At 60.1% G+C, this 17,978-nt stretch carries 16 protein-coding genes and 1 pseudogene; 3 read left to right on the top strand and 14 right to left on the bottom strand.

The window, feature by feature from the left end:
* Positions 1-214 precede the first annotated feature (214 nt).
* From AB4P90_RS09615 to AB4P90_RS09600, 4 genes and pseudogenes are all read right to left on the bottom strand, one after another.
* Positions 215-1,978 (bottom strand): M10 family metallopeptidase C-terminal domain-containing protein, encoded by a 1,764-nt coding sequence (locus AB4P90_RS09615; RefSeq protein WP_395606091.1) that lies wholly within the window; start codon positions 1,976-1,978, stop codon positions 215-217.
* 1,570 nt (positions 1,979-3,548) lie between these two features.
* Positions 3,549-5,114 carry a M57 family metalloprotease gene (locus AB4P90_RS09610; RefSeq protein WP_166405812.1) on the bottom strand — a complete coding sequence of 522 codons (1,566 nt, stop codon included), beginning with the start codon at positions 5,112-5,114 and terminating at the stop codon, positions 3,549-3,551.
* A gap of 405 nt (positions 5,115-5,519) precedes the next feature.
* Complete coding sequence (phnN, locus tag AB4P90_RS09605) at positions 5,520-6,086, bottom strand: phosphonate metabolism protein/1,5-bisphosphokinase (PRPP-forming) PhnN (RefSeq protein WP_014717708.1); 567 nt, start codon at positions 6,084-6,086, stop codon at positions 5,520-5,522.
* A 79-nt stretch (positions 6,087-6,165) separates the two neighbouring features.
* Positions 6,166-6,263, bottom strand: a pseudogene (locus AB4P90_RS09600) (hypothetical protein); the annotation flags it as partial.
* A 216-nt stretch (positions 6,264-6,479) separates the two neighbouring features.
* Between AB4P90_RS09600 and AB4P90_RS09595 the strand changes: the two are divergent.
* Entirely contained in the window at positions 6,480-7,931 is a 1,452-nt protein-coding gene (locus AB4P90_RS09595) for an MFS transporter (protein ID WP_395605837.1), read from the top strand.
* A gap of 546 nt (positions 7,932-8,477) precedes the next feature.
* On the opposite strand, the gene AB4P90_RS09590 is transcribed toward AB4P90_RS09595, so the two are convergent.
* The 10 genes from AB4P90_RS09590 to ccmA all read right to left on the bottom strand — a co-directional run bounded on the left by AB4P90_RS09590 (position 8,478) and on the right by ccmA (position 15,839).
* Positions 8,478-8,873 (bottom strand): hypothetical protein, encoded by a 396-nt coding sequence (locus tag AB4P90_RS09590; RefSeq protein ID WP_005786516.1) that lies wholly within the window; start codon positions 8,871-8,873, stop codon positions 8,478-8,480.
* A 16-nt stretch (positions 8,874-8,889) separates the two neighbouring features.
* Positions 8,890-10,080, bottom strand: coding sequence for a c-type cytochrome biogenesis protein CcmI (ccmI, locus tag AB4P90_RS09585; RefSeq protein ID WP_395605836.1), 1,191 nt, complete (start codon positions 10,078-10,080; stop codon positions 8,890-8,892).
* Positions 10,073-10,546 (bottom strand): cytochrome c-type biogenesis protein, encoded by a 474-nt coding sequence (locus AB4P90_RS09580; protein ID WP_019820370.1) that lies wholly within the window; start codon positions 10,544-10,546, stop codon positions 10,073-10,075. Before AB4P90_RS09580 ends, ccmI begins: the two co-directional genes overlap by 8 nt.
* Complete coding sequence (locus AB4P90_RS09575) at positions 10,543-11,079, bottom strand: DsbE family thiol:disulfide interchange protein (protein WP_014717705.1); 537 nt, start codon at positions 11,077-11,079, stop codon at positions 10,543-10,545. Before AB4P90_RS09575 ends, AB4P90_RS09580 begins: the two co-directional genes overlap by 4 nt.
* A complete protein-coding gene (locus tag AB4P90_RS09570) occupies positions 11,076-13,064 on the bottom strand; it encodes a heme lyase CcmF/NrfE family subunit (RefSeq protein ID WP_395605835.1) in 1,989 nt (662 codons plus the stop codon). Before AB4P90_RS09570 ends, AB4P90_RS09575 begins: the two co-directional genes overlap by 4 nt.
* Before the next feature lie 3 nt (positions 13,065-13,067).
* Positions 13,068-13,526, bottom strand: coding sequence for a cytochrome c maturation protein CcmE (gene ccmE, locus AB4P90_RS09565; protein WP_014717703.1), 459 nt, complete (start codon positions 13,524-13,526; stop codon positions 13,068-13,070).
* The gene (gene ccmD / locus AB4P90_RS09560) at positions 13,523-13,699 is read right to left on the bottom strand and encodes a heme exporter protein CcmD (RefSeq protein ID WP_003172771.1); all 177 of its coding nucleotides are present in this window, start codon (positions 13,697-13,699) and stop codon (positions 13,523-13,525) included. Before ccmD ends, ccmE begins: the two co-directional genes overlap by 4 nt.
* On the bottom strand, positions 13,696-14,451 hold the full coding sequence (locus AB4P90_RS09555) for a heme ABC transporter permease (RefSeq protein WP_014717702.1): 756 nt from the start codon (positions 14,449-14,451) through the stop codon (positions 13,696-13,698). Before AB4P90_RS09555 ends, ccmD begins: the two co-directional genes overlap by 4 nt.
* A gap of 87 nt (positions 14,452-14,538) precedes the next feature.
* Complete coding sequence (gene ccmB, locus AB4P90_RS09550; protein WP_014717701.1) at positions 14,539-15,207, bottom strand: heme exporter protein CcmB; 669 nt, start codon at positions 15,205-15,207, stop codon at positions 14,539-14,541.
* The gene (gene ccmA, locus AB4P90_RS09545; protein ID WP_014717700.1) at positions 15,204-15,839 is read right to left on the bottom strand and encodes a cytochrome c biogenesis heme-transporting ATPase CcmA; all 636 of its coding nucleotides are present in this window, start codon (positions 15,837-15,839) and stop codon (positions 15,204-15,206) included. The genes ccmB and ccmA overlap by 4 nt, the downstream gene beginning before the upstream one ends.
* Positions 15,840-16,039: 200 nt before the next feature.
* Here ccmA and AB4P90_RS09540 point away from each other — a divergent pair, with 200 nt between their 5' ends.
* Together AB4P90_RS09540 and AB4P90_RS09535 are read left to right on the top strand one after the other, a co-directional pair.
* A complete protein-coding gene (locus AB4P90_RS09540; RefSeq protein ID WP_014717699.1) occupies positions 16,040-17,617 on the top strand; it encodes a flagellar hook-length control protein FliK in 1,578 nt (525 codons plus the stop codon).
* Positions 17,614-17,943: an EscU/YscU/HrcU family type III secretion system export apparatus switch protein gene (locus AB4P90_RS09535; protein WP_014717698.1), complete on the top strand. Its 330-nt coding sequence runs from the start codon at positions 17,614-17,616 to the stop codon at positions 17,941-17,943. The genes AB4P90_RS09540 and AB4P90_RS09535 overlap by 4 nt, the downstream gene beginning before the upstream one ends.
* Positions 17,944-17,978: the final 35 nt, after the last annotated feature.

Here is a 17,978-nt window from a genome sequence, read left to right as displayed (position 1 = left end):
AACCATTCACAACCCAAGAAAATTAATTACCCGACAAACCAATCTTTATATAAGTATCACAGCACCCGCTTGACTGACGAACATCAAGCCATTGCTGATTGTTTGCACTTATACACTGCGTAATACATGATTTGATTTTGCAACAGAGTCGATTTAAATCGAGCAATCAGCGCGACTTTTTTACTTATAAAAGCAGCACGCTACTTGAACGTATTCAGCGTGCGGCTGCCGGTGAATGGCGCCCGTTCCAAGACCGCGCTGAATACGCCGACTGATCGTTTCGACTGGCAGCTCTCGGCTCGCAAGGATCCGGTTGCGGATCACAGGGATCTGGACGAGGCGTCGGCTCGCGGGTCACCGGCCATGGCCGGGGCTCACGCGGGTTCGGGCGCGGCATGGGCTCACACGGGGCCGGACGTGGTGTCGGCTCGCGGGGCTCAGGCCGTGGCCTGGGGTCACGCGGGGACGGGCGCGGCATGGGCTCACACGGGTCTGGACGTGGTGTCGGCTCGCGGGTCTCCGGGCGTGGCCGGGGGTCACGCGGCTTCGGGCGCGGCGTTGGCTCACACGGGTCTGGACGTGGTGTCGGCTCGCGGGTCTCCGGGCGTGGCCGGGGGTCACGCGGCTTCGGGCGTGGCGTTGGCTCCCACGGGTCTGGACGTGGCGTCGGTTCGCGGGTCTCCGGGCGTGGCCAAGGGTCACGCGGGTGCGGGCGTGGCGTGGGCTTCCACGGGGCTGGACGTGGCGTCGGCTCGCGGGTCTCCGGGCGTGGCCGAGGGTCACGCGGCTTCGGGCGTGGCGTTGGCTCCCACGGGTCTGGACGTGGCGTCGGCTCGCGGGTCTCAGGCCGTGGCCTGGGTTCACGCGGGGACGGGCGCGGCTTTGGCTCACACAGGTCTGGACGTGGCGTCGGCTCACAAGGCTCTGGCCGTGGCTTCGGCTCACAGCGGTCCGGACTTGGCTTCGGCTCACAAGGCTCTGGCCGTGGCTTCGGCTCACAGCGGTCCGGACTTGGCTTCGGCTCACAAGGCTCTGGCTGTGGCTTCGGCTCACAGCGGTCCGGACTTGGCTTCGGCTCACAAGGGTCTGGCTGTGGCTTCGGCTCACAGCGGTCTGGACTTGGCTTCGGCTCACAAGGGTCTGGCTGTGGCTTCGGCTCACAGCGGTCTGGACTTGGCCTGGGCTCCTCAGGCTTTGGCTCCTTCGGTTTGGGCTCAGGCTTGGTTTTGGGCTCGTCGAATTGAGGCCGCGGCGCAGGCTTGGGGTCTTTCGGTTCAGGGTTTGGCGTAGGGGTATCGCCGTGTGCCACGACATCACCCGCGTTTATCCGGCCGATGCTTTTTACGAACAGGTCAGCCTTGCCGTTGCCCGTCAGGTCCAGGGCCAGACTTCCCTCATTACTGCCCTCGCTGTAACTCATCACAGCCTGGCCGGGTTGACCCGTTAAGCGATCAACGAATTTAAGCGCACTGAGATTGGCCCTTTTCAAAGCCCCGGAGACGTCAATTTTGTCTGCACCACTTTCAAAATCCAGAATTACATCGGGGTTATCCGGCGTGGAATCATTGGCATGGTCATAGACAAAAGTGTCTGCCCCCCCTCCCCCTGACAACCGGTCTGCTCCACCGCCCCCTTTGAGACGATTGGCGACCTGGTTACCTATGAGAGCGTCATCTCCCTTGCCGCCCACCGCGTTTTCCAGTGTGACGCCCTTGGCTATGGAGACATTACCCTTCAACGCACCGACATCCGAAAAAGACTCGGCATTGAGATTGATTTTCTGAGGCTGTGAATACCCAGAGAAATCCAACGTGTCTTTCCCACCACCATCCCACACACAAAAAACAGAGTTGTCATTTGGCGACTTCAAACTAAGCGCTTCACGGTTCGTATTGGAATTAAACCCATAGGTTGTATCGGTATTGCGCGTATTGGTATTCGGCCCATACAGTTTCTGGACAGCCGAGATGTCATCCATCATCGGCGCAGAAGGGTTCAACAATTTGAAGTCGTGGCCTGGCTGGTTTTTTTCTGAATAGTAACTCATCACCGAACGCGCTCGAGTATCCCCTGCATAGACTGCGTCACGCCCATAGTTACCAAAACCATCATAACGCCCCGGGTGTTCCAGGCCGATTGAATGACCTATTTCATGGATAAGCACCCCGCGAAAATAATGACCCAGTGGAGGGTTCGCCCCCGCATTCGCCGTTCCAATATTTACGAAGGTTCGAGTCATGAACTTATCAGGCAGTGAGGCCACTCCCCCCGGTGTTCCGGGCATTTCACTGATATCAACATGACCGTCTGAATGTTGCGGTTTTTCAGTAAATGTAACGTTAGCGACATCCTGCCAGGATTGCAGTGCCTGCCTGACCTGCTCTGCCTGCTGCGGGGTAAAGCCCTTGGAGACGCGAACGGACAAGGTAATTTTGCCGTCACCATTATTATCATGAACCTTGAAACCGTTGCGGGTGATGTGTTTTCCCGCCTGTTCCGTAGTAAACACCGGCTTTTTACTATTGCGTGTATAGGCCCCGGCAGGGCTTTCTGGGCTGATACTGATATTAAGAGCTGGTTCCTTGGGTATAACAATATTAGGTGTGGATGGTCCTGGCACTCTCATAAACCAACGTCCTCATAAAAATCAGACTCGAGGCTGTAACATCAGCACGTTCGAGATACCGATTCCCGCCCACCAAGAGCAGCAGTAGTTATCGGCACAGCGTTAAATTCGCACACTCCCTTGCCGTACACCAGCGGTGAAATAATTCAACTCGACACACTCTAAAATTTAAAAACACTTTAATCTTATACTTGAAAACTTCCGAAACCCCAGAACAGATAGCACTTTAACCGCAAACATGATAACTCTTTGTTTTGCATGAACATTAAACCTCACAAACACACTTTACATAATTTTTATTGCAAAGCGTTATTCACAATCAGACAACACCCCAATCGCCCAAAAACCTATACCCGACTGGCAACTTTTAACCCGTCCTACACAACAACCCAATGCACAGACGAATAGCAGAGTTCGTATTGAAAGAAAAAACCTGCGGTGCTCATACAACGGCTTTAGTCTGGCCGAGGACGGTCATTGAATGTACTGCAACAACCGATCCGGCTGACGCTCCAAAACTGAAACATGAAAAACGCACTGCAATACGGCCAGTGTGTGCCTCAACGGGAGTGTTCGACGGTTGAGCAGAGCCTTGCAGGCGCCCTATGAAGCGACGAAGCAGAACGATCACCGAGCGCTGATAGCCCGCTGCAAAGGACACGGCTGAAGGGAGAAAACGTACGGCAGGCAGGCTTGAACGCGGTGATGCGCGCGTTCAAGCCTGGACAGAGGTAACCGGGAGAGCGGCGCTACGGCACAAAGGTGCAAGCGCAATCGATGGGTTGCAGGGGCTGGCATTCCCAGGCAATCACCGTCAGGAAAAGCTGCAAGCTCAAGGCGGTGAAAGGTACGCGTGTTGTTGGTCAGACGCTGCGATGGCATGCTCTGGGCTGATCAAGGGACTAGCCAATAGCCACCGGACTCACCGGAATATCGACCGCACCTTATTTACAAACCCCTTGAACGATGAAAAAACTTTCTGGATAAACCTTCTCCCCGACCGGGGCGCCGGGCCGGGGCTTGGCCTCGGCTCTGGCTGTGGGTCAGGGTCAGGCTTGGGATCAGGCTTGGAGTCAGTCGGCTCCGAAATGGGACTGGGAACGGGACTCGGAACGGGTTCCGACACAGGGACAACAGTGGGCCCAGGCGTCGGTGTGACAGTCGGCGCCTCACCGTTCCAGATCACATCCGTCTGCTTGATCTGGCTTTGGCTGGCGATCATCAGATCCGCCGTGCCGTTCCCCGTTGTATCCACAGCCAACGTGGAACGGCCAGTCTTCGAGTCATGACCGAGCACGGCATCTCCCGCTTTTGTGCCGAATTTATCAACGAAATTCAACGACTTGATCCCTGCCTCCTGGAGAACGCCGGTGAGGTCGATCTTGTCGAGCCCGCTTTGGAAGTCCTGAATAACGTCTGGGTTCTGCGGTGTCGAATCGCCAATGCGGTGATACACAAACGTGTCTGCCCCTGCACCGCCGTGCAACTTATCGGCACCCTTGCCGCCCGTAAGGCGATTGTTGCCCTCGTTTCCCGTCAAGGTATCGTTGCCGGCACCGCCGATGGCATTTTCGACAATGACGCCCTTGGCAATCGATACGTTCCCGCGCAAGCCTCCCACGTCCGAAAACGCCTCAGCCTTGAGGTTGATGGTTTGGTTCTGGGTAAACCCGGAGAAATCGAGCGTATCGTTACCGCCGCCATCCCAGACGGTAAAAATCGGCTTGTCACTCCCCTGCTTGAGGCTGTAGACCTCGCGACCGGCATTGGAATTGAAGCCATAGGTAGTGTCGGTATTGCGGGTCTTCGTATTGGCGCCATAGAGCCGCTGTGCTGCCGCGACATCGTCCATCATCGGTGCCGCCGGGCTGCGGCCGGCAAACTTGTGCCCCGGTTGATGGGTCTCGGCCCAATAGCTCATGACACTGCGTGCCTTGGTGTCCTGTGCATATTCGGCACTGCGCTCGTAGTTGAAGCCCTGGCCATTGTATTCACCTGGATGACTGAGCCCCAGGGTATGCCCCAGTTCATGGATCAACAAACCCAGAAAGTGGCTGCCCATGGTCGGGTTCTGCCCACCCGAAGTGCCTATATTGGCCTGGACTTTTGCATGCTGACCGAACGGAAAGGTTGCCCAGCCTCCCGATCCGCCAGTCCCCTTGATAGTGATCTTGCCATCGGTGTTTGAGCCATTTTCAACAAATTCGATATTGGCGATATCCGCCCAGTATTGAAGGGCTTGCCTGGCTCGCTCTTTCTGCGCCGCATTGAACCCCCCGGAAAAGTTAAACCCCACCACAACTTTTCCATCTCTATTACTGTCCTTAAACTTCGCGTTACTGCGCGTAATATGTTTCGCCGCCTGGTCCGTGGTGAAAGATTTTTTATTATTAGCCCAACGAATAACTTGCTTTTCATCAGGTGAAAAATTGGAGTTCAATGTCTCAGGGGGATGCGACTGGAAAGACTGTCTAACTGGGATATGCATGGCACTTTACTACTCTGAACAGTGAAATGAATCGTCCATGTACAGAAGTTATCGATGCCGACTGCTCCGTAGTCAGCCCGATAAAGCTCCCATATTGAAAACGCCTTCACCATCGCTAATTCTTTGCAAGAAAACCCTATAAACACGACCGCAAAAGATCCGCACACAGTTTATTCAGCGCAGCACAGCCGCCCCTTATCAATCACGCTAAAACCCTGATATTCCAGACGTAAAAACGCGCAAAGCGTTAATTTAATCGGGTCGACAGTTAAACTTCAAACATTCAGCAACCCACTCAAACACATCAGAAAAAAATAAGCTCAGTGCCAGGGTTTTATCTGAGACCTGGCCTCATCAAGCACTACATGACGGGGTTGTCCTAACCTACCGGGACTTGGGTCAGGCTCATACGCAATGCCGGTGGTCCAGGCAGCACAGCAAGCGTTCAACGGTGTGCGCCAATGGGCCGGAATTATCCAACACGAACAAACCCGCGCCGTGACCTGCGATCAATTCGGCAGTGAACCGCGCATTGCGCGCCAGGCGTTGCTCGATATCCGCCAACGACTCCCGCCCACGCGCAATCAGACGTTGGCGCAACACCGCTTGGTCCACCGTCAGCAGCAATACCAGCAAGGTCGGATAACGCTCGCGGGTCTGCGCCAGGTGGGCACGGGAGCCGTTGACCAAAACATCGTCGCCGGCGGCCAGCCAATCGTCGATGTCCTTGGAGATGCCGTAGGACAAGCCATTAGCCTGCCAGCTCAAGGCAAATGCACCCTCGGCCTCCATCGCCGCAAACTGCTCGGGGCTCACGCCTTGCGCCGCTTCGCCCACCGCCTCCGCTGACCGCGTGATTACCCGCCGCACCAGGCGACACCCACGCTCGACCAGGCGTGGGCGCGCGGCGTCCAGCAGGCTGTCCTTGCCCGACCCCGATGGCCCGATGAGATAGATCAACCTGCCCGCCATCAAAACACCCTCTTCGCTTGTCTCCAGACCTGTACCGGCGCCCCGGTGTCAGCATTCGGCGCGTCAAGCCATCGTCAGGGCTGGAAAGTATTTCCAGCCAACCTGCCCTTGCAGGCCGGCGGCGGCCACATTACCCGAGTGTGACCCACCGCGCACCACGCTCGGCACGTGCACCAGGCTTTCCGGGCTTATTGGAGTGAGTATGTAAATTTGTAACAACGATACAACATGAAACAAATGCTCAATGGTCGCCCCTACTCACAATCTATAGAAAGCTCAGCACGTTCCTACATGGGAATGTTTTTCATCCTACAGCTGACAGTTTAAACAAGGATCTAGAACATAGCGTTCGACGTAATTGTAGTAGGCGCGTGCCGTTCAGGGAGTGTGCATGTGCCGAATGAATTGATGGCCCTGTGTCAGGCATTGCCCCATGCAGCCATTCTCGGCTTCGGCATGGCCTTGGCCCAATCTTCGGTAGACCTGGACATCGTGGCGGAGGTCATGCCGCCGCCCATGCTGGCAGGATTGCTCATTTCCATGGGTAGCCTGGGGGATCGCAAAGGCCATCGCAAACTCCTTCTGATCGGCTCACTGGGGTTTACCCTGGTGTCGGTGATGACCGCTTATTCCAGCACCGCCACGCAGTTGGTCGTGGGACGCGCATGCATGGGGGTTTTCGGGGCGATGTTGATGCCGTCAACGCTGGCGCTGATTCGCTCAGTGTTCGAGGACCGGGAAGAGCGTCGCCTGGCCGTGGCGATCTGGGCAACCACCTTGACCGTCGGTTCTGCGCTTGGGCCGTTGGTCGGCGGCATATTGCTGGAGTTCTTCAGTTGGGGGTCGATTTTTCTCCTGGCCGTACCGGTGCTGGTGCCTCTGTTGATCCTCGGCCTCTGGCTGCTGCCTGAGTCCGAGCCGGACGCGTCGGGGCCGATGGATGTCATCAGCATTGCGCTCTCGATGGTCTCCCTCAGTGCGCTGGTGTACAGCATCAAGCATGTCGCCAGTGAAGGGCCGGACGCCTGGGCACTGGCGGTATTGGCCGTTGCAATCGTGAGCGGCTGGCAATTCGTACGCCGTCAGTTGCGCCTCCCTACCCCCTTGATGGACCTGAGCCTGTTTCGCAACAAGACGTTCAGCGGCTCGGTGACCATTAACCTGATGAGCCTGGCCTTCCTGATCGGCTTCGTGTTCTTTGCCACTCAGTTGCTGCAAATCGTCCTGGGCATGTCGCCCTTGAACGCCAGCCTGGCGCTGATACCGGGCCAACTCATGGCAATTGTGGTGGGGATCCTGATCGTCCCGGTCGCCCAGCGCGTCTCGGTCAATGTCCTGATTCCCATCCTGCTGGCCTCCCCCGCCGGCGCGTTTTTGCTGGTGGCCAGCCTCGGTAGCAGTTTGACGGTGATCGTGGTTGCGTTTGCCTTGTTGAACATTGGCGTCGGCGCCATTGCTACCGTCTCTAACGACGTGATCCTGTCGGCCGCCCCAGCCAACAAAGCCGGCGCCGCGTCAGCCATCAGCGAGACGGCCTATGAAGTCGGCGTAGTACTCGGCACCACCGTGCTCGGTGGCCTGGTAACGGCGTACTACCGTGGCACGCTGCACCTACCGGACTTCTTGAGCCCTATGCAAATGCACCTGCCAAGCGAAACATTGGCAGGCGCCCACGCAATCTCGGCCACCCTGGCGCACGACCAGGCCAGTGAAGTCATGGGCAACGCTATACAGGCATTTGTAGGAGGGACTCAACTGATGGCCTGGGCCACCTTCAGCTTGGCGGTGCTGGCCATTGTCATCGCCAGGCGCATATTGAAAGCCCAGGAGACTGCGCCGGTGTGAAGTAGGTGCGGGCGGACGAACCAAGTACATCTTGAGTGCGGGGGTAACCCGACAGGACGCCGGGTTAGATCCAACATCCCGATCGACTGTCAGGCCGCCTTCGCGAGCAAGCCCGCTCCCACACTTGGATTGCGGGGCGTCAGGTAGATAGGTATCGGCTGGCAGGCCGTCATCGCAGGCAAGCCAGCTCCCACAATTGGTCAGGTGTCGGCTGTCAGGCAAGCTGCCGCCCAACTATAGGGCGATGCGAGGGAGCTTGCTCCCGTGACGGCTTGACAGCCGACGCTGGGCCAACTGAAGCGCTGCGATCCAAATGTGGGAGCTGGCTTGCCTGCGAAGGCGGCTTGGCAGCCGACCAATATGTTGGATCCAGACCGAGTACATATCCGTTATTGAGGTAACAGCCACTTAGGGTTCCGAGCAACGGCGGCTACAATCTACAAAGTTGTGTAGATACCTATAGTCATCGCAGGCAAGCCCGCTCCCACAGTGGAGAGCATTTCAAATCGGAAATAAAAAAGGCGACCTGAACACGGTCGCCTTTTGTCATTGCGCGTACTGCTTGCTCAGCCCCGGCGGCACGCCCTGCACGTTGGTTTCTTCCCATGGCCCGTTGGGGCTGATGGACCGGCTCCAGCCGTTGCTCCAGCGGTAGTAGGTGCGCTGGCGGTAGAAGGTGTCAGGCTGGTCATCCAGCACGTACACCTGCATCTTGCCGTCCCAGTGGCTGGCGGCGCCCGGCGGTGGGGCGAAGGTCGGGGATTTGCTTGGCAGAGGCTTGGGCGGCGGCGTCACCGGGCCAGATGGTTTGGTGCTCGGCTGGGTCGAGGGGCCAGACGGTGGAATAGTCGGGCCGGTCGGCGCCGCAGGTGGGCGGTGGACCGCACAGGCGCTCAGGCCCAGTACCAGGCTGAGCAGGGTGATGCGTGCAAATGCGGTCATGGGTGTGTCCTCAGAATTACTGGTCCGGAGTGTCGATGGTCAATTGCTGCAGCGCAGTGGTGCTGCTGGCCAACGGTTGGCTGCGGCCGATCCATTCGCCAGCGGTCGGTTGGCCGGCCCGGGATATGCGCGCAACCAGTTGGACTTCGGGGAAGTTGGACAGTTTCAACTGCGGCATCATCGCGTCGGCATCGCCCAGTTCGACGGTGACCGGCAATGCGTCGACGGTTACACGCTTGGCCGCCAAGGGCGCCGGGGGGCCGTTTACGGCGCGGGCGAAGATGAACACGCTGTCGCCTGGCAGGGCCTTGGCTTTCACCTCGGCAGATACGTCCACCCGCACGGTCAGCAGCGCCTTGGGCGCCTGAGCCAGGCTGCCACCGCTCTCCTTGAGCTTCTCTGCTGCGCGGTCAATTCCGCCTTGCAAGGCGACACGGGAATTGTCCTCTGGCGGCAGTTGCGCGAGCAGGCGGTTCCAGTAGTCGATGGCTTCCTGATAACGCTGGCCCTCAAAGGCAGCGATACCCAACAGGCCAAGGCTGGTGACTTCCTTGGGGTCGAGCTTCAAGGCTTCGTCGGTCAGCGCCTGAACCTGAGGCGACCATTGTTTGTTGTCGGCAAAGTACTGCGCCTGGGCCCATTGGCCGAGCAGTTCCGGTTGGCGCCCGGCCAACGCAACCGTACGTTCAAAGACTTTGGCGGCATCGGCGGCGCGGTCCTGGGCCATATAGGCGCGCCCAAGGAAGTACAAACCTTCTGCCGAATCCGGTTGCACGGCGGCGGCGCGTTCCAGGCGGCGGGTCATGTCGGCCATGGACACCGGCGGTTGGGAAAACTCACGGGTCAGTTCAACCTTGTCGCTCGCCCCATAATGCAGGTACAGCGCCACGCCCAGCACAGGCACCAGAAACGCCGCCAAAAACGGCAGCGGTTTGCCTAACCGCGATTCGCGGGGCTTTTCCACACCTTCGGTGTCGGCCAGCAACTCGCGGGCCGCTTCGGCGCGGCCGGTGTCGAGTTGCGCGGTATTCAACACACCTTCGTCCTGCTGCGCTTGCAGCTCGGCGACGCGTTCCTGGTACAGCGCCACGTTCAACGCGGTGCGATCCTCTTCACGCTGGGCACGACGGCCACGCAACACAGGGATCAACAGGAAACTCAGGGCAATCAGTAGCAGCAAACCGGCTGCGAGCCAGAAATCAATCATCAGTCTTGGTGTCCAGCAATTGGTCGAGGCGTTTACGCTCTTCAGGGGACAGCGCATCGGCGCCATCAATCGGTGCGACACGGCGCCGACGCACGATCACAGCCATCACCACCACGCCGGCCAGCAGCAGCCCGGCCGGGCCAAACCACAGCAGCGCGGTCTTGCCGGTGAGTGCCGGTTTGTAGCGTACGAAATCACCGTAGCGGTCGACCATGAAGTCGATGATCTGCTGGTCGTCCTTGCCCTCCCCCAGCATGCGGAAAATCTCTCTGCGCAGGTCGGTGGCGATCGGGGCGTTGGAGTCGGCGATGTCCTGGTTCTGGCATTTGGGGCAGCGCAGTTCCTGGGTCAGGTCGCGGAAACGCTCGCGCTCGGCGTCGTTGGCAAATTCGTAGGTGTCGATGGCGGCGTGGGCCACGCCGGCCAGGCCCAGGGTTAAAACGGCAGCGGTCAACCAACGCTTCATGGCTTGGCCTCATCGACCAGGGCCTGGTACTTGGCGGCCAGTTGCTCGCGCCACACCGTTTCGTCGATCACGCCGACGAACTTGTCACGAATCACACCCTTGGCATCGATGAAGAAGGTTTCCGGCGCGCCGTACACGCCCAGGTTCAACCCCAGGTTGCCGTCTTCGTCGCGGATATCCAGCTGGTACGGGTTATGAAATTCCGCCAACCACTTCACGGCCGCCGCATTGTCGTCCTTGTAGTTGATGCCGTAGATCACCACGCCCTTCTCGGCCAGCTTGTTCAGCACCGGGTGTTCGACGCGGCAAGAGATGCACCAGGTGGCCCACACGTTGACCAGCGCCGGCTTGCCCTGCAAATCTGCCTGGGTCAGGGTCTTGTCACCCTGCACCGTTGGCAGGTTGAAGGCGGGGAACGGCTTGCCGATCATCGCCGAAGGCAGCTCGGCCGGGTCCAGGTACAACCCGCGATACAGGAACACCGCCACCAGCAGGAACATCGCCAGCGGCACAACCATCAACCAACGCTTCATACCGCAGCTCCCGAAAGGCCAAGCGCTTCACGCACCCGGCTCTTGACCTTGACCCGATAGCGCCGGTCCAGCGCTGCGAGCAACCCGCCGAACCCGGTGAGCAACCCGCCGAACCAGATCCAGCGCACGAACGGTTTGACATGCACGCGCACGGCCCAGGCGCCATCGCCCAGGGGTTCACCGAGGGCTACATACAGGTCACGGGTGAAACCTGCGTCAATGCCAGCCTCGGTCATCATCGAACTTTGCACGGTGTACAGGCGTTTCTCCGGGTGCAGCACGGCGATTTCCTTGCCATTGCGCACCACGCGCACCGTGCCTTTGTCGGAGGTGAAGTTCGGCCCTTCAAAGTGCTTGGCACCTTCGAAGATGAAGTGGTAACCGGCCAGGTCCATGGACTCGCCCGGCGCCAGGCGCAGGTCGCGCTCGGCGCTGTTCTGGCTGGACAGCACCACCCCAAGGGCGCACACCGCAATACCAAGGTGGGCGATCTGCATGCCCCAATAGCTGCGGGTCAGAGTGGGCAGGCCTTTGATCAGGCCTTTGTGGCGCGTCTTGTCGACGATGTCCCGCGCCCCCGCCAGCAACACCCAGGCCGCCAGCAGGAAGGTGGCGAGTACCGCCCAATTGAAGTCGCCGTAGGCAAACCCGGCGATCACCGCCAGGGCCACGCTGCCGAGCAGCACCGGCATCAGCATGCCCGCCAGCCATTTCACCGGGGTGTCTTTCCAGCGCACCAGCACGCCGACCGCCATCACCACCATCAACAGGCCCATCAACGGGATGAACAACGCATTGAAGTACGGCGGCCCGACGGACAGCTTGGCGCCGCTCAAGGCATCCAGTACCAGCGGGTAGAGGGTGCCGAGCAGGATCATCGATGCAGCCACCACCAGTACCAAGTTATTGCCCAGCAACAGGGTCTCCCGCGACCACAGGTTGAAACCGACGTGGCTCTTGACCACCGGAGCACGCAGGGCGAACAGGGTCAGGGAACCGCCGACCACAAACAGCAGGAAGATCAGGATGAACACGCCGCGCTCAGGGTCTGAGGCAAACGCATGCACCGAGGTCAGCACGCCCGAGCGCACCAGGAAAGTGCCGAGCAGGCTGAGGGAAAACGCCGCGATGGCGAGCAGTACCGTCCAGCTCTTGAACACGCCACGCTTTTCGGTGACGGCCAGGGAGTGAATCAGCGCGGTACCCACCAGCCACGGCATGAAGGAGGCGTTTTCCACCGGATCCCAGAACCACCAGCCGCCCCAGCCAAGTTCGTAATAGGCCCACCACGAGCCCAGGGTGATACCGATACCGAGGAAGGCCCAGGCGACGATGGTCCATGGCCGTGACCAGCGCGCCCAGGCGGCGTCGAGACGCCCGCCGAGCAAGGCGGCGATGGCGAACGCGAAGGCCACAGAAAAGCCCACATAGCCCATGTAGAGCATCGGCGGGTGCACGATCAGGCCGATATCCTGCAGCAACGGGTTGAGGTCGTGACCGTCCACCGGGATCTGCGGCAGGATGCGGGTGAACGGGTTGGAGGTCATGATCAAAAACAGCAGGAAGCCGATGCTGATCATGCCCATCACCGCCAGCACCCGCGCCAGCATCACTTGCGGCAATTGGCGCGAGAACACCGATACAGCGAAGGTCCAGCCGCCGAGGATCAAGGCCCACAACAGCAATGAACCTTCGTGGGCGCCCCACACGGCGCTGAACTTGTAGTACCAGGGCAAAGCGCTGTTGGAATTGTTGGCGACGTAGGCGACGGAAAAGTCGTCGGTCATGAAGGCGTAGGTCAGGCAACCAAAGGCGAACAGCAAGAAGGCAAACTGGCCCCAGGCGGCAGGCTGCGCCAGGCTCATCCACAGGCGGTCGCCGCGCCAGGCACCGAGCAAGGGCACCACGGCCTGGACCACGGCAAAGCACAGCGCGAGGATCATCGCCAACTGGCCCAGCTCCGGAATAAACAGTGCGGACGTCATGGCTCAGCCCTCCTTGACTGGGGTGGCGGGCGCGGTTTGGCCGCTGTCTTTCAAGGCTTTGGTGACCTCGGGCGGCATGTATTTTTCATCGTGCTTGGCCAGCACTTCGTCAGCCACCACCACGCCGTCGGCGTTGAGCTTGCCCAGGGCGACAATGCCCTGGCCTTCACGGAACAGGTCCGGGAGGATGCCGCGATAGGTGATGGTCACGGCCTTGTTGAAATCGGTGACCACGAAGGTCACGTCCAACGAATCGCCGGAACGCTTCAACGAGCCCTGCTCCACCATGCCGCCAGCGCGGATGCGCGTATCGACCGGTGCCTCGCCATTGGCGATCTGGGTGGGCGTGTAGAACAGGTTGATGTTCTGCTGCAGGGCGCTCAGGGCCAGGGTCACGGCAATGCCGACGCCGGCCAGGATGGCAAGGATGATCAACAGACGCTTTCTACGCAGCGGATTCACTTTTCGGTCTCCCGGCGCAGACGTCGCGCCTCTTGTTGCAGGTAACGCTTGCGGGCCAGGATCGGCGCGGCGACGTTGAGGGCCAGCACCGCCAGGCAGATGCCATAGGCCGTCCAGACATAGAGGCCGTGGTGGCCCATGGCGAGAAAATCACTGAAAGAAGCAAAACTCATCCACGTGCTCCCAGGCAGCTTTGCACTTCGGCCTTTACCCAACTGGTACGGGCTTCACGCTTGAGCACTTCAAGGCGCATGCGCAGCAGCAGTACGGCGCCGAAGAAACAGTAGAAACCCAGCACCATCAGCAGCAACGGCGCCCACATTTCCACGGGCATCGCCGGTTTCTCGGTGAGGGTGAAGGTGGCGCCCTGGTGCAGGGTGTTCCACCACTCCACCGAGTACTTGATGATCGGGATGTTGATCACGCCGACAATCGCCAGCACCGCGCAGGCCTTGGCGGCGCTGTCACGGTTGCTGATGGCGTTGCCCAGGGCAATCAGGCCGAAATACAGGAACAGCAGGATCAGCATCGAGGTCAGGCGCGCATCCCACACCCACCATGAGCCCCAGGTCGGCTTGCCCCAGATCGCACCGGTCACCAGCGCCACGGCGGTCATCCACGCACCGATGGGCGCGGCGCATTGCAGGGCTACATCGGCCAGCTTCATCTTCCATACCAGGCCGACGATGCCGCACACCGCCAGCATCACGTAGCAGGACTGGGCCAGCATCGCGGCAGGCACGTGGATATAGATGATGCGAAAGCTGTTGCCTTGCTGATAGTCCGGCGGCGCAAAGGCCAGGCCCCAGACCAGGCCGATGCCGATCAGCAGGATGGCGGCGATACTCAACCACGGCAGCAGCTTGCCGCTGATGCCATAAAACCATTTGGGCGAGCCGAGCTTGTGAAACCAGGTCCAGTTCATTGCTGTTTCCATCACGGTGCTTTTCGTCGTGGCGAAAAGCTCAGGGTCTTTACTGACTCAGCGTTATTGACGCCGGGTCAGACCTCATTATTCACCGACGCTGATTTTCAGGCCGGCGGCTATAGCAAAGGGTGTCAGGGTTACCGCCAGGGCGGTCAGGCTACCCAGCCACAAGAGGTAACCGGTCGCCGGCATCCCCATAAGCGCGGCTTGCAAAGCGCCGCTGCCCAGGATCAACACCGGGATATACAAAGGCAGAATCAACAGGGCCAGCAACAGGCCGCCCCGTTTCAAGCCGACGGTCAACGCTGCGCCCACCGCCCCCAACAGGCTGAGCACCGGCGTGCCGAGTAACAAGGACAGGAGCAACACCGGCAGGCATTCAACGGGCAACCCGAGCATCATGGCAAGCAGTGGCGAGAGCAAGACTAGCGCCAAGCCGGAAAAAACCCAGTGTGCCAGCACCTTGGCCAGTACCAGAAGTGGCAAAGGGTGCGACGAAAGGACCCACTGTTCCAGGGAACCGTCTTCGAAATCACTGCGAAACAGCCCGTCCAGCGAGAGCAGAACCGATAAAAGTGCGGCGACCCACACCAGTCCTGGGGACAAGGTTTGCAACAGTTTAGTCTCCGGGCCAACCGCCAGCGGGAACAGCGCGATCACGATGGCAAAGAACACCAGCGGGTTGGCCAGTTCGGCGGGGCGACGGCACAACAGCCGGGCTTCGCGGGCGACCAACAGGGCGAACACACTCATAGCGACCACCGCCCAAGGTCCAGCTCACGGTAGCCAGCGGGCATACGCGCCAAGGTGTGGTGGGTGGTGAGCACCACCAGGCCACCTTGCTCGCAGTGCTGGGCCAGATGTGCTTCGAGTTGAGCCACGCCTTGTTTGTCGAGGGCCGTGAAAGGTTCGTCGAGAATCCACAACGGCGGGCCGGGCAAGTACAAGCGGGCCAGGGCCACGCGGCGCTGCTGGCCGGCGGACAGGGTGTGGCAGGGGACGTCCTCAAAGCCCTTGAGGCCCACCGCGGCCAGGGCCTGCCAGATGGCGTCACGGGAAGCAGGATGATGCAGGGCGCTGAGCCAACTGAGGTTTTCTTCAGCGGTGAGTACGTCCTTGATGCCAGCGGCGTGGCCGATCCAGACCAGGTTGCGCGCAAGCTCGCTACGCTGCTCGTGCAACGGTTTGCCGTTGAGCCGCACCACGCCGGCCGTCGGCTGCATCAACCCGGCCAGCAGGCGCAGCAGGCTGGTCTTGCCGCTGCCATTGGGGCCACTGATTTGCACCATGTCGCCCCCCGAAAGCCGCAGGTCGAGTTGCTCGAACAGCAGGCGCAGGTCGCGTTCACAGGCAAGCGCTACGGCTTCAAGAAGAGGGCTGGTCAAAAGATCGCGGGCCTTTACGGTTCAAGTCGGCGGTGCAGCGGCCGTTATAGTGAGATGCACAATAACGGCTTTGGCGACCGATTTTAGAGAGCTGGATCAAATAGTTGTGAGGTTTTTACCGCTCTCTTTGCAGACGGACGGCATTATACATGCGATGTCCTACTCTAAAGAGGGCAATTTCCCCAGAGACGATGCGCACGATGACCGGCGAGATCAACCTTCCTCCACTGCCGCCAACCTCCGCACCCGGGCCCACTCCGCTGCCTGGGGCCGGCGCGTTGCTCAAACTGCTGGAGCCGCAGGCCGGGTTGATCGACCCGGGGAAAACCGTGAACGCCGAGGTCATCGCGCTTAAACAAGGCGGCGAGGCCTTTCAGTTATTGCTCAAACTGACCCTCGCCGGCGGTCGCCAGACGCTGGTGCAAGCCAGCAGCGCCCAGCCCTTGCCCCTGGGCAGCAATGTGGCGGTGAGCCAGACGCCTGCGGGCAACCTGGCCATTACCTTGCAGCAAGCCATGAGTGCCAACGTGGCCGCCCTCACCCGCCTCGACACTAACCAAATACCGGTGGGTACGTTATTGCAGGCCAAGGTGCTGACCACGCAGATGCTGCCCCAGGGCACGGCGCAACCGGCGATCTATCGCTCGCTGGTGAGTGTGCTCAATAACGCCCTGGCCGGTGCCACCCTCACCCTGGAAAGCCCTCAACCGCTGAGGGTGGGCAGCTTGCTCAGCGCCGTGGTGCAGAACGCGCAGACCCTGAACTTCGTACCGCTAAGCGGCCTGAAGGACCAACTGGCCGTGACGCAGCAACTTGCCACTCAGCAAAGTCGCCAAGGCTCGCTGGATGCGGTGTTCACCGCCTTGCAAAACCTGCCCCGTGGCGACAGCACATCGGCCGAGCTGCGGGCCGCCGCCGAGCGCTTGCTGGCGGCGTTGCCCGATCTGGCACAGGTCAGCAATCCCAAGATACTGGCCCAGGTGGTGCAGAACAGCGGCGCCTTTCTGGAAGCCAAATTGCTTGCCGGGCAGAACCCGCAAATCCCACCGCTGGACATGAAAGGCGCGCTGTTACGCCTGGTCGCAGACCTTTTGCCCGCCTTGCCTGCCAGTACCAACCTGAATGCGATCCTCGCCGCCAATACCCTGGCCCAGGTGTTGCCGCACTTCGTGCGCAGCCCGTTGAACACCCTCGGCCAGGTCGGCGCCCGGCAGATACCCGCCGGCTTCCCGCTGCCCGAGCGGCTCATGGCAAAACTGGAAGGTGAAGGCGACTTGGAAAGCCTGCTACGCCTGGCCGCCGGGGCGATCTCGCGCTTGCAGAGCCATCAACTGTCGAGCCTGGAACAGACCGGCATCACCGCCGATGGCCGCCTGCAAACGACCTGGCAGTTGGAGATCCCCATGCGCACCCTGCAAGACATTGTGCCGTTGCAGGTCAAGTTCCAACGCGAGGAGCCCGCGCCAGACAAGGACCAGCCCGAGCGCAAGGATAAAAAAGACCCGAAACAGATGCTCTGGCGCGTAGAACTGGCCTTCGACATGGAGCCGCTGGGGCCACTGCAGGTTCAGGCGCAGTTGTCTCAAGGCAAACTGTCCAGCCAGCTGTGGGCCAGCCGCCCATTCACCGCCAGCCTGATCGAAAGCCATTTGGGCAGCCTGCGCGAGCGCCTGGTGTCATCCGGGCTTAACGTCGGCGACCTGGATTGCCATCTGGGCACCCCGCCCCGTGGGCCAAAAACCGGACTGGAGCAACGCTGGGTGGATGAAACCGCATGAAAAACGCCGCCCCACCCCGCCAGGCCATCGCCCTCAAGTACGACGGCCAACAGGCCCCCACCCTGACGGCCAAAGGCGACGACGCCCTGGCCGAAGCCATCCTCAAATTGGCACGGGAGAATGAAGTACCGATCTATGAAAACGCCGAGTTGGTGAAGCTGCTGGCGCGCATGGAACTGGGGGACAGCATTCCGGAAGAGTTGTACCGCACGATTGCCGAGATCATTGCGTTTGCCTGGACGTTGAAGGGCAAGTTCCCGGCCGGCTACGACCCGGAAGCAGGGCCAGTAGAGCGGGATGTCACTGAGCAGGGTGACGATTACTGATTGCTCATGAGCTCCCCACACATCCAACTGTGGGA

Origin of the sequence: Pseudomonas sp. B16120 (assembly GCF_044218845.1) — a bacterium.
Lineage (GTDB): Bacteria > Pseudomonadota > Gammaproteobacteria > Pseudomonadales > Pseudomonadaceae > Aquipseudomonas > Aquipseudomonas paracarnis.
This window is presented reverse-complemented; position numbering and strand designations above follow the sequence as displayed.

Coding starts and splice junctions, on each gene's coding strand:
- AB4P90_RS09615 (WP_395606091.1), bottom strand. CDS start 1,978: ATGGATGACATCTCGGCTGTCCAGAAACTGTATGGGCCGAATACCAAT.
- AB4P90_RS09610 (WP_166405812.1), bottom strand. CDS start 5,114: ATGCATATCCCAGTTAGACAGTCTTTCCAGTCGCATCCCCCTGAGACA.
- phnN (WP_014717708.1), bottom strand. CDS start 6,086: ATGGCGGGCAGGTTGATCTATCTCATCGGGCCATCGGGGTCGGGCAAG.
- AB4P90_RS09590 (WP_005786516.1), bottom strand. CDS start 8,873: ATGACCGCATTTGCACGCATCACCCTGCTCAGCCTGGTACTGGGCCTG.
- ccmI (WP_395605836.1), bottom strand. CDS start 10,080: ATGATTGATTTCTGGCTCGCAGCCGGTTTGCTGCTACTGATTGCCCTG.
- AB4P90_RS09580 (WP_019820370.1), bottom strand. CDS start 10,546: ATGAAGCGTTGGTTGACCGCTGCCGTTTTAACCCTGGGCCTGGCCGGC.
- AB4P90_RS09575 (WP_014717705.1), bottom strand. CDS start 11,079: ATGAAGCGTTGGTTGATGGTTGTGCCGCTGGCGATGTTCCTGCTGGTG.
- AB4P90_RS09570 (WP_395605835.1), bottom strand. CDS start 13,064: ATGACGTCCGCACTGTTTATTCCGGAGCTGGGCCAGTTGGCGATGATC.
- ccmD (WP_003172771.1), bottom strand. CDS start 13,699: ATGAGTTTTGCTTCTTTCAGTGATTTTCTCGCCATGGGCCACCACGGC.
- AB4P90_RS09555 (WP_014717702.1), bottom strand. CDS start 14,451: ATGAACTGGACCTGGTTTCACAAGCTCGGCTCGCCCAAATGGTTTTAT.
- ccmB (WP_014717701.1), bottom strand. CDS start 15,207: ATGAGTGTGTTCGCCCTGTTGGTCGCCCGCGAAGCCCGGCTGTTGTGC.
- AB4P90_RS09540 (WP_014717699.1), top strand. CDS start 16,040: ATGACCGGCGAGATCAACCTTCCTCCACTGCCGCCAACCTCCGCACCC.
- AB4P90_RS09535 (WP_014717698.1), top strand. CDS start 17,614: ATGAAAAACGCCGCCCCACCCCGCCAGGCCATCGCCCTCAAGTACGAC.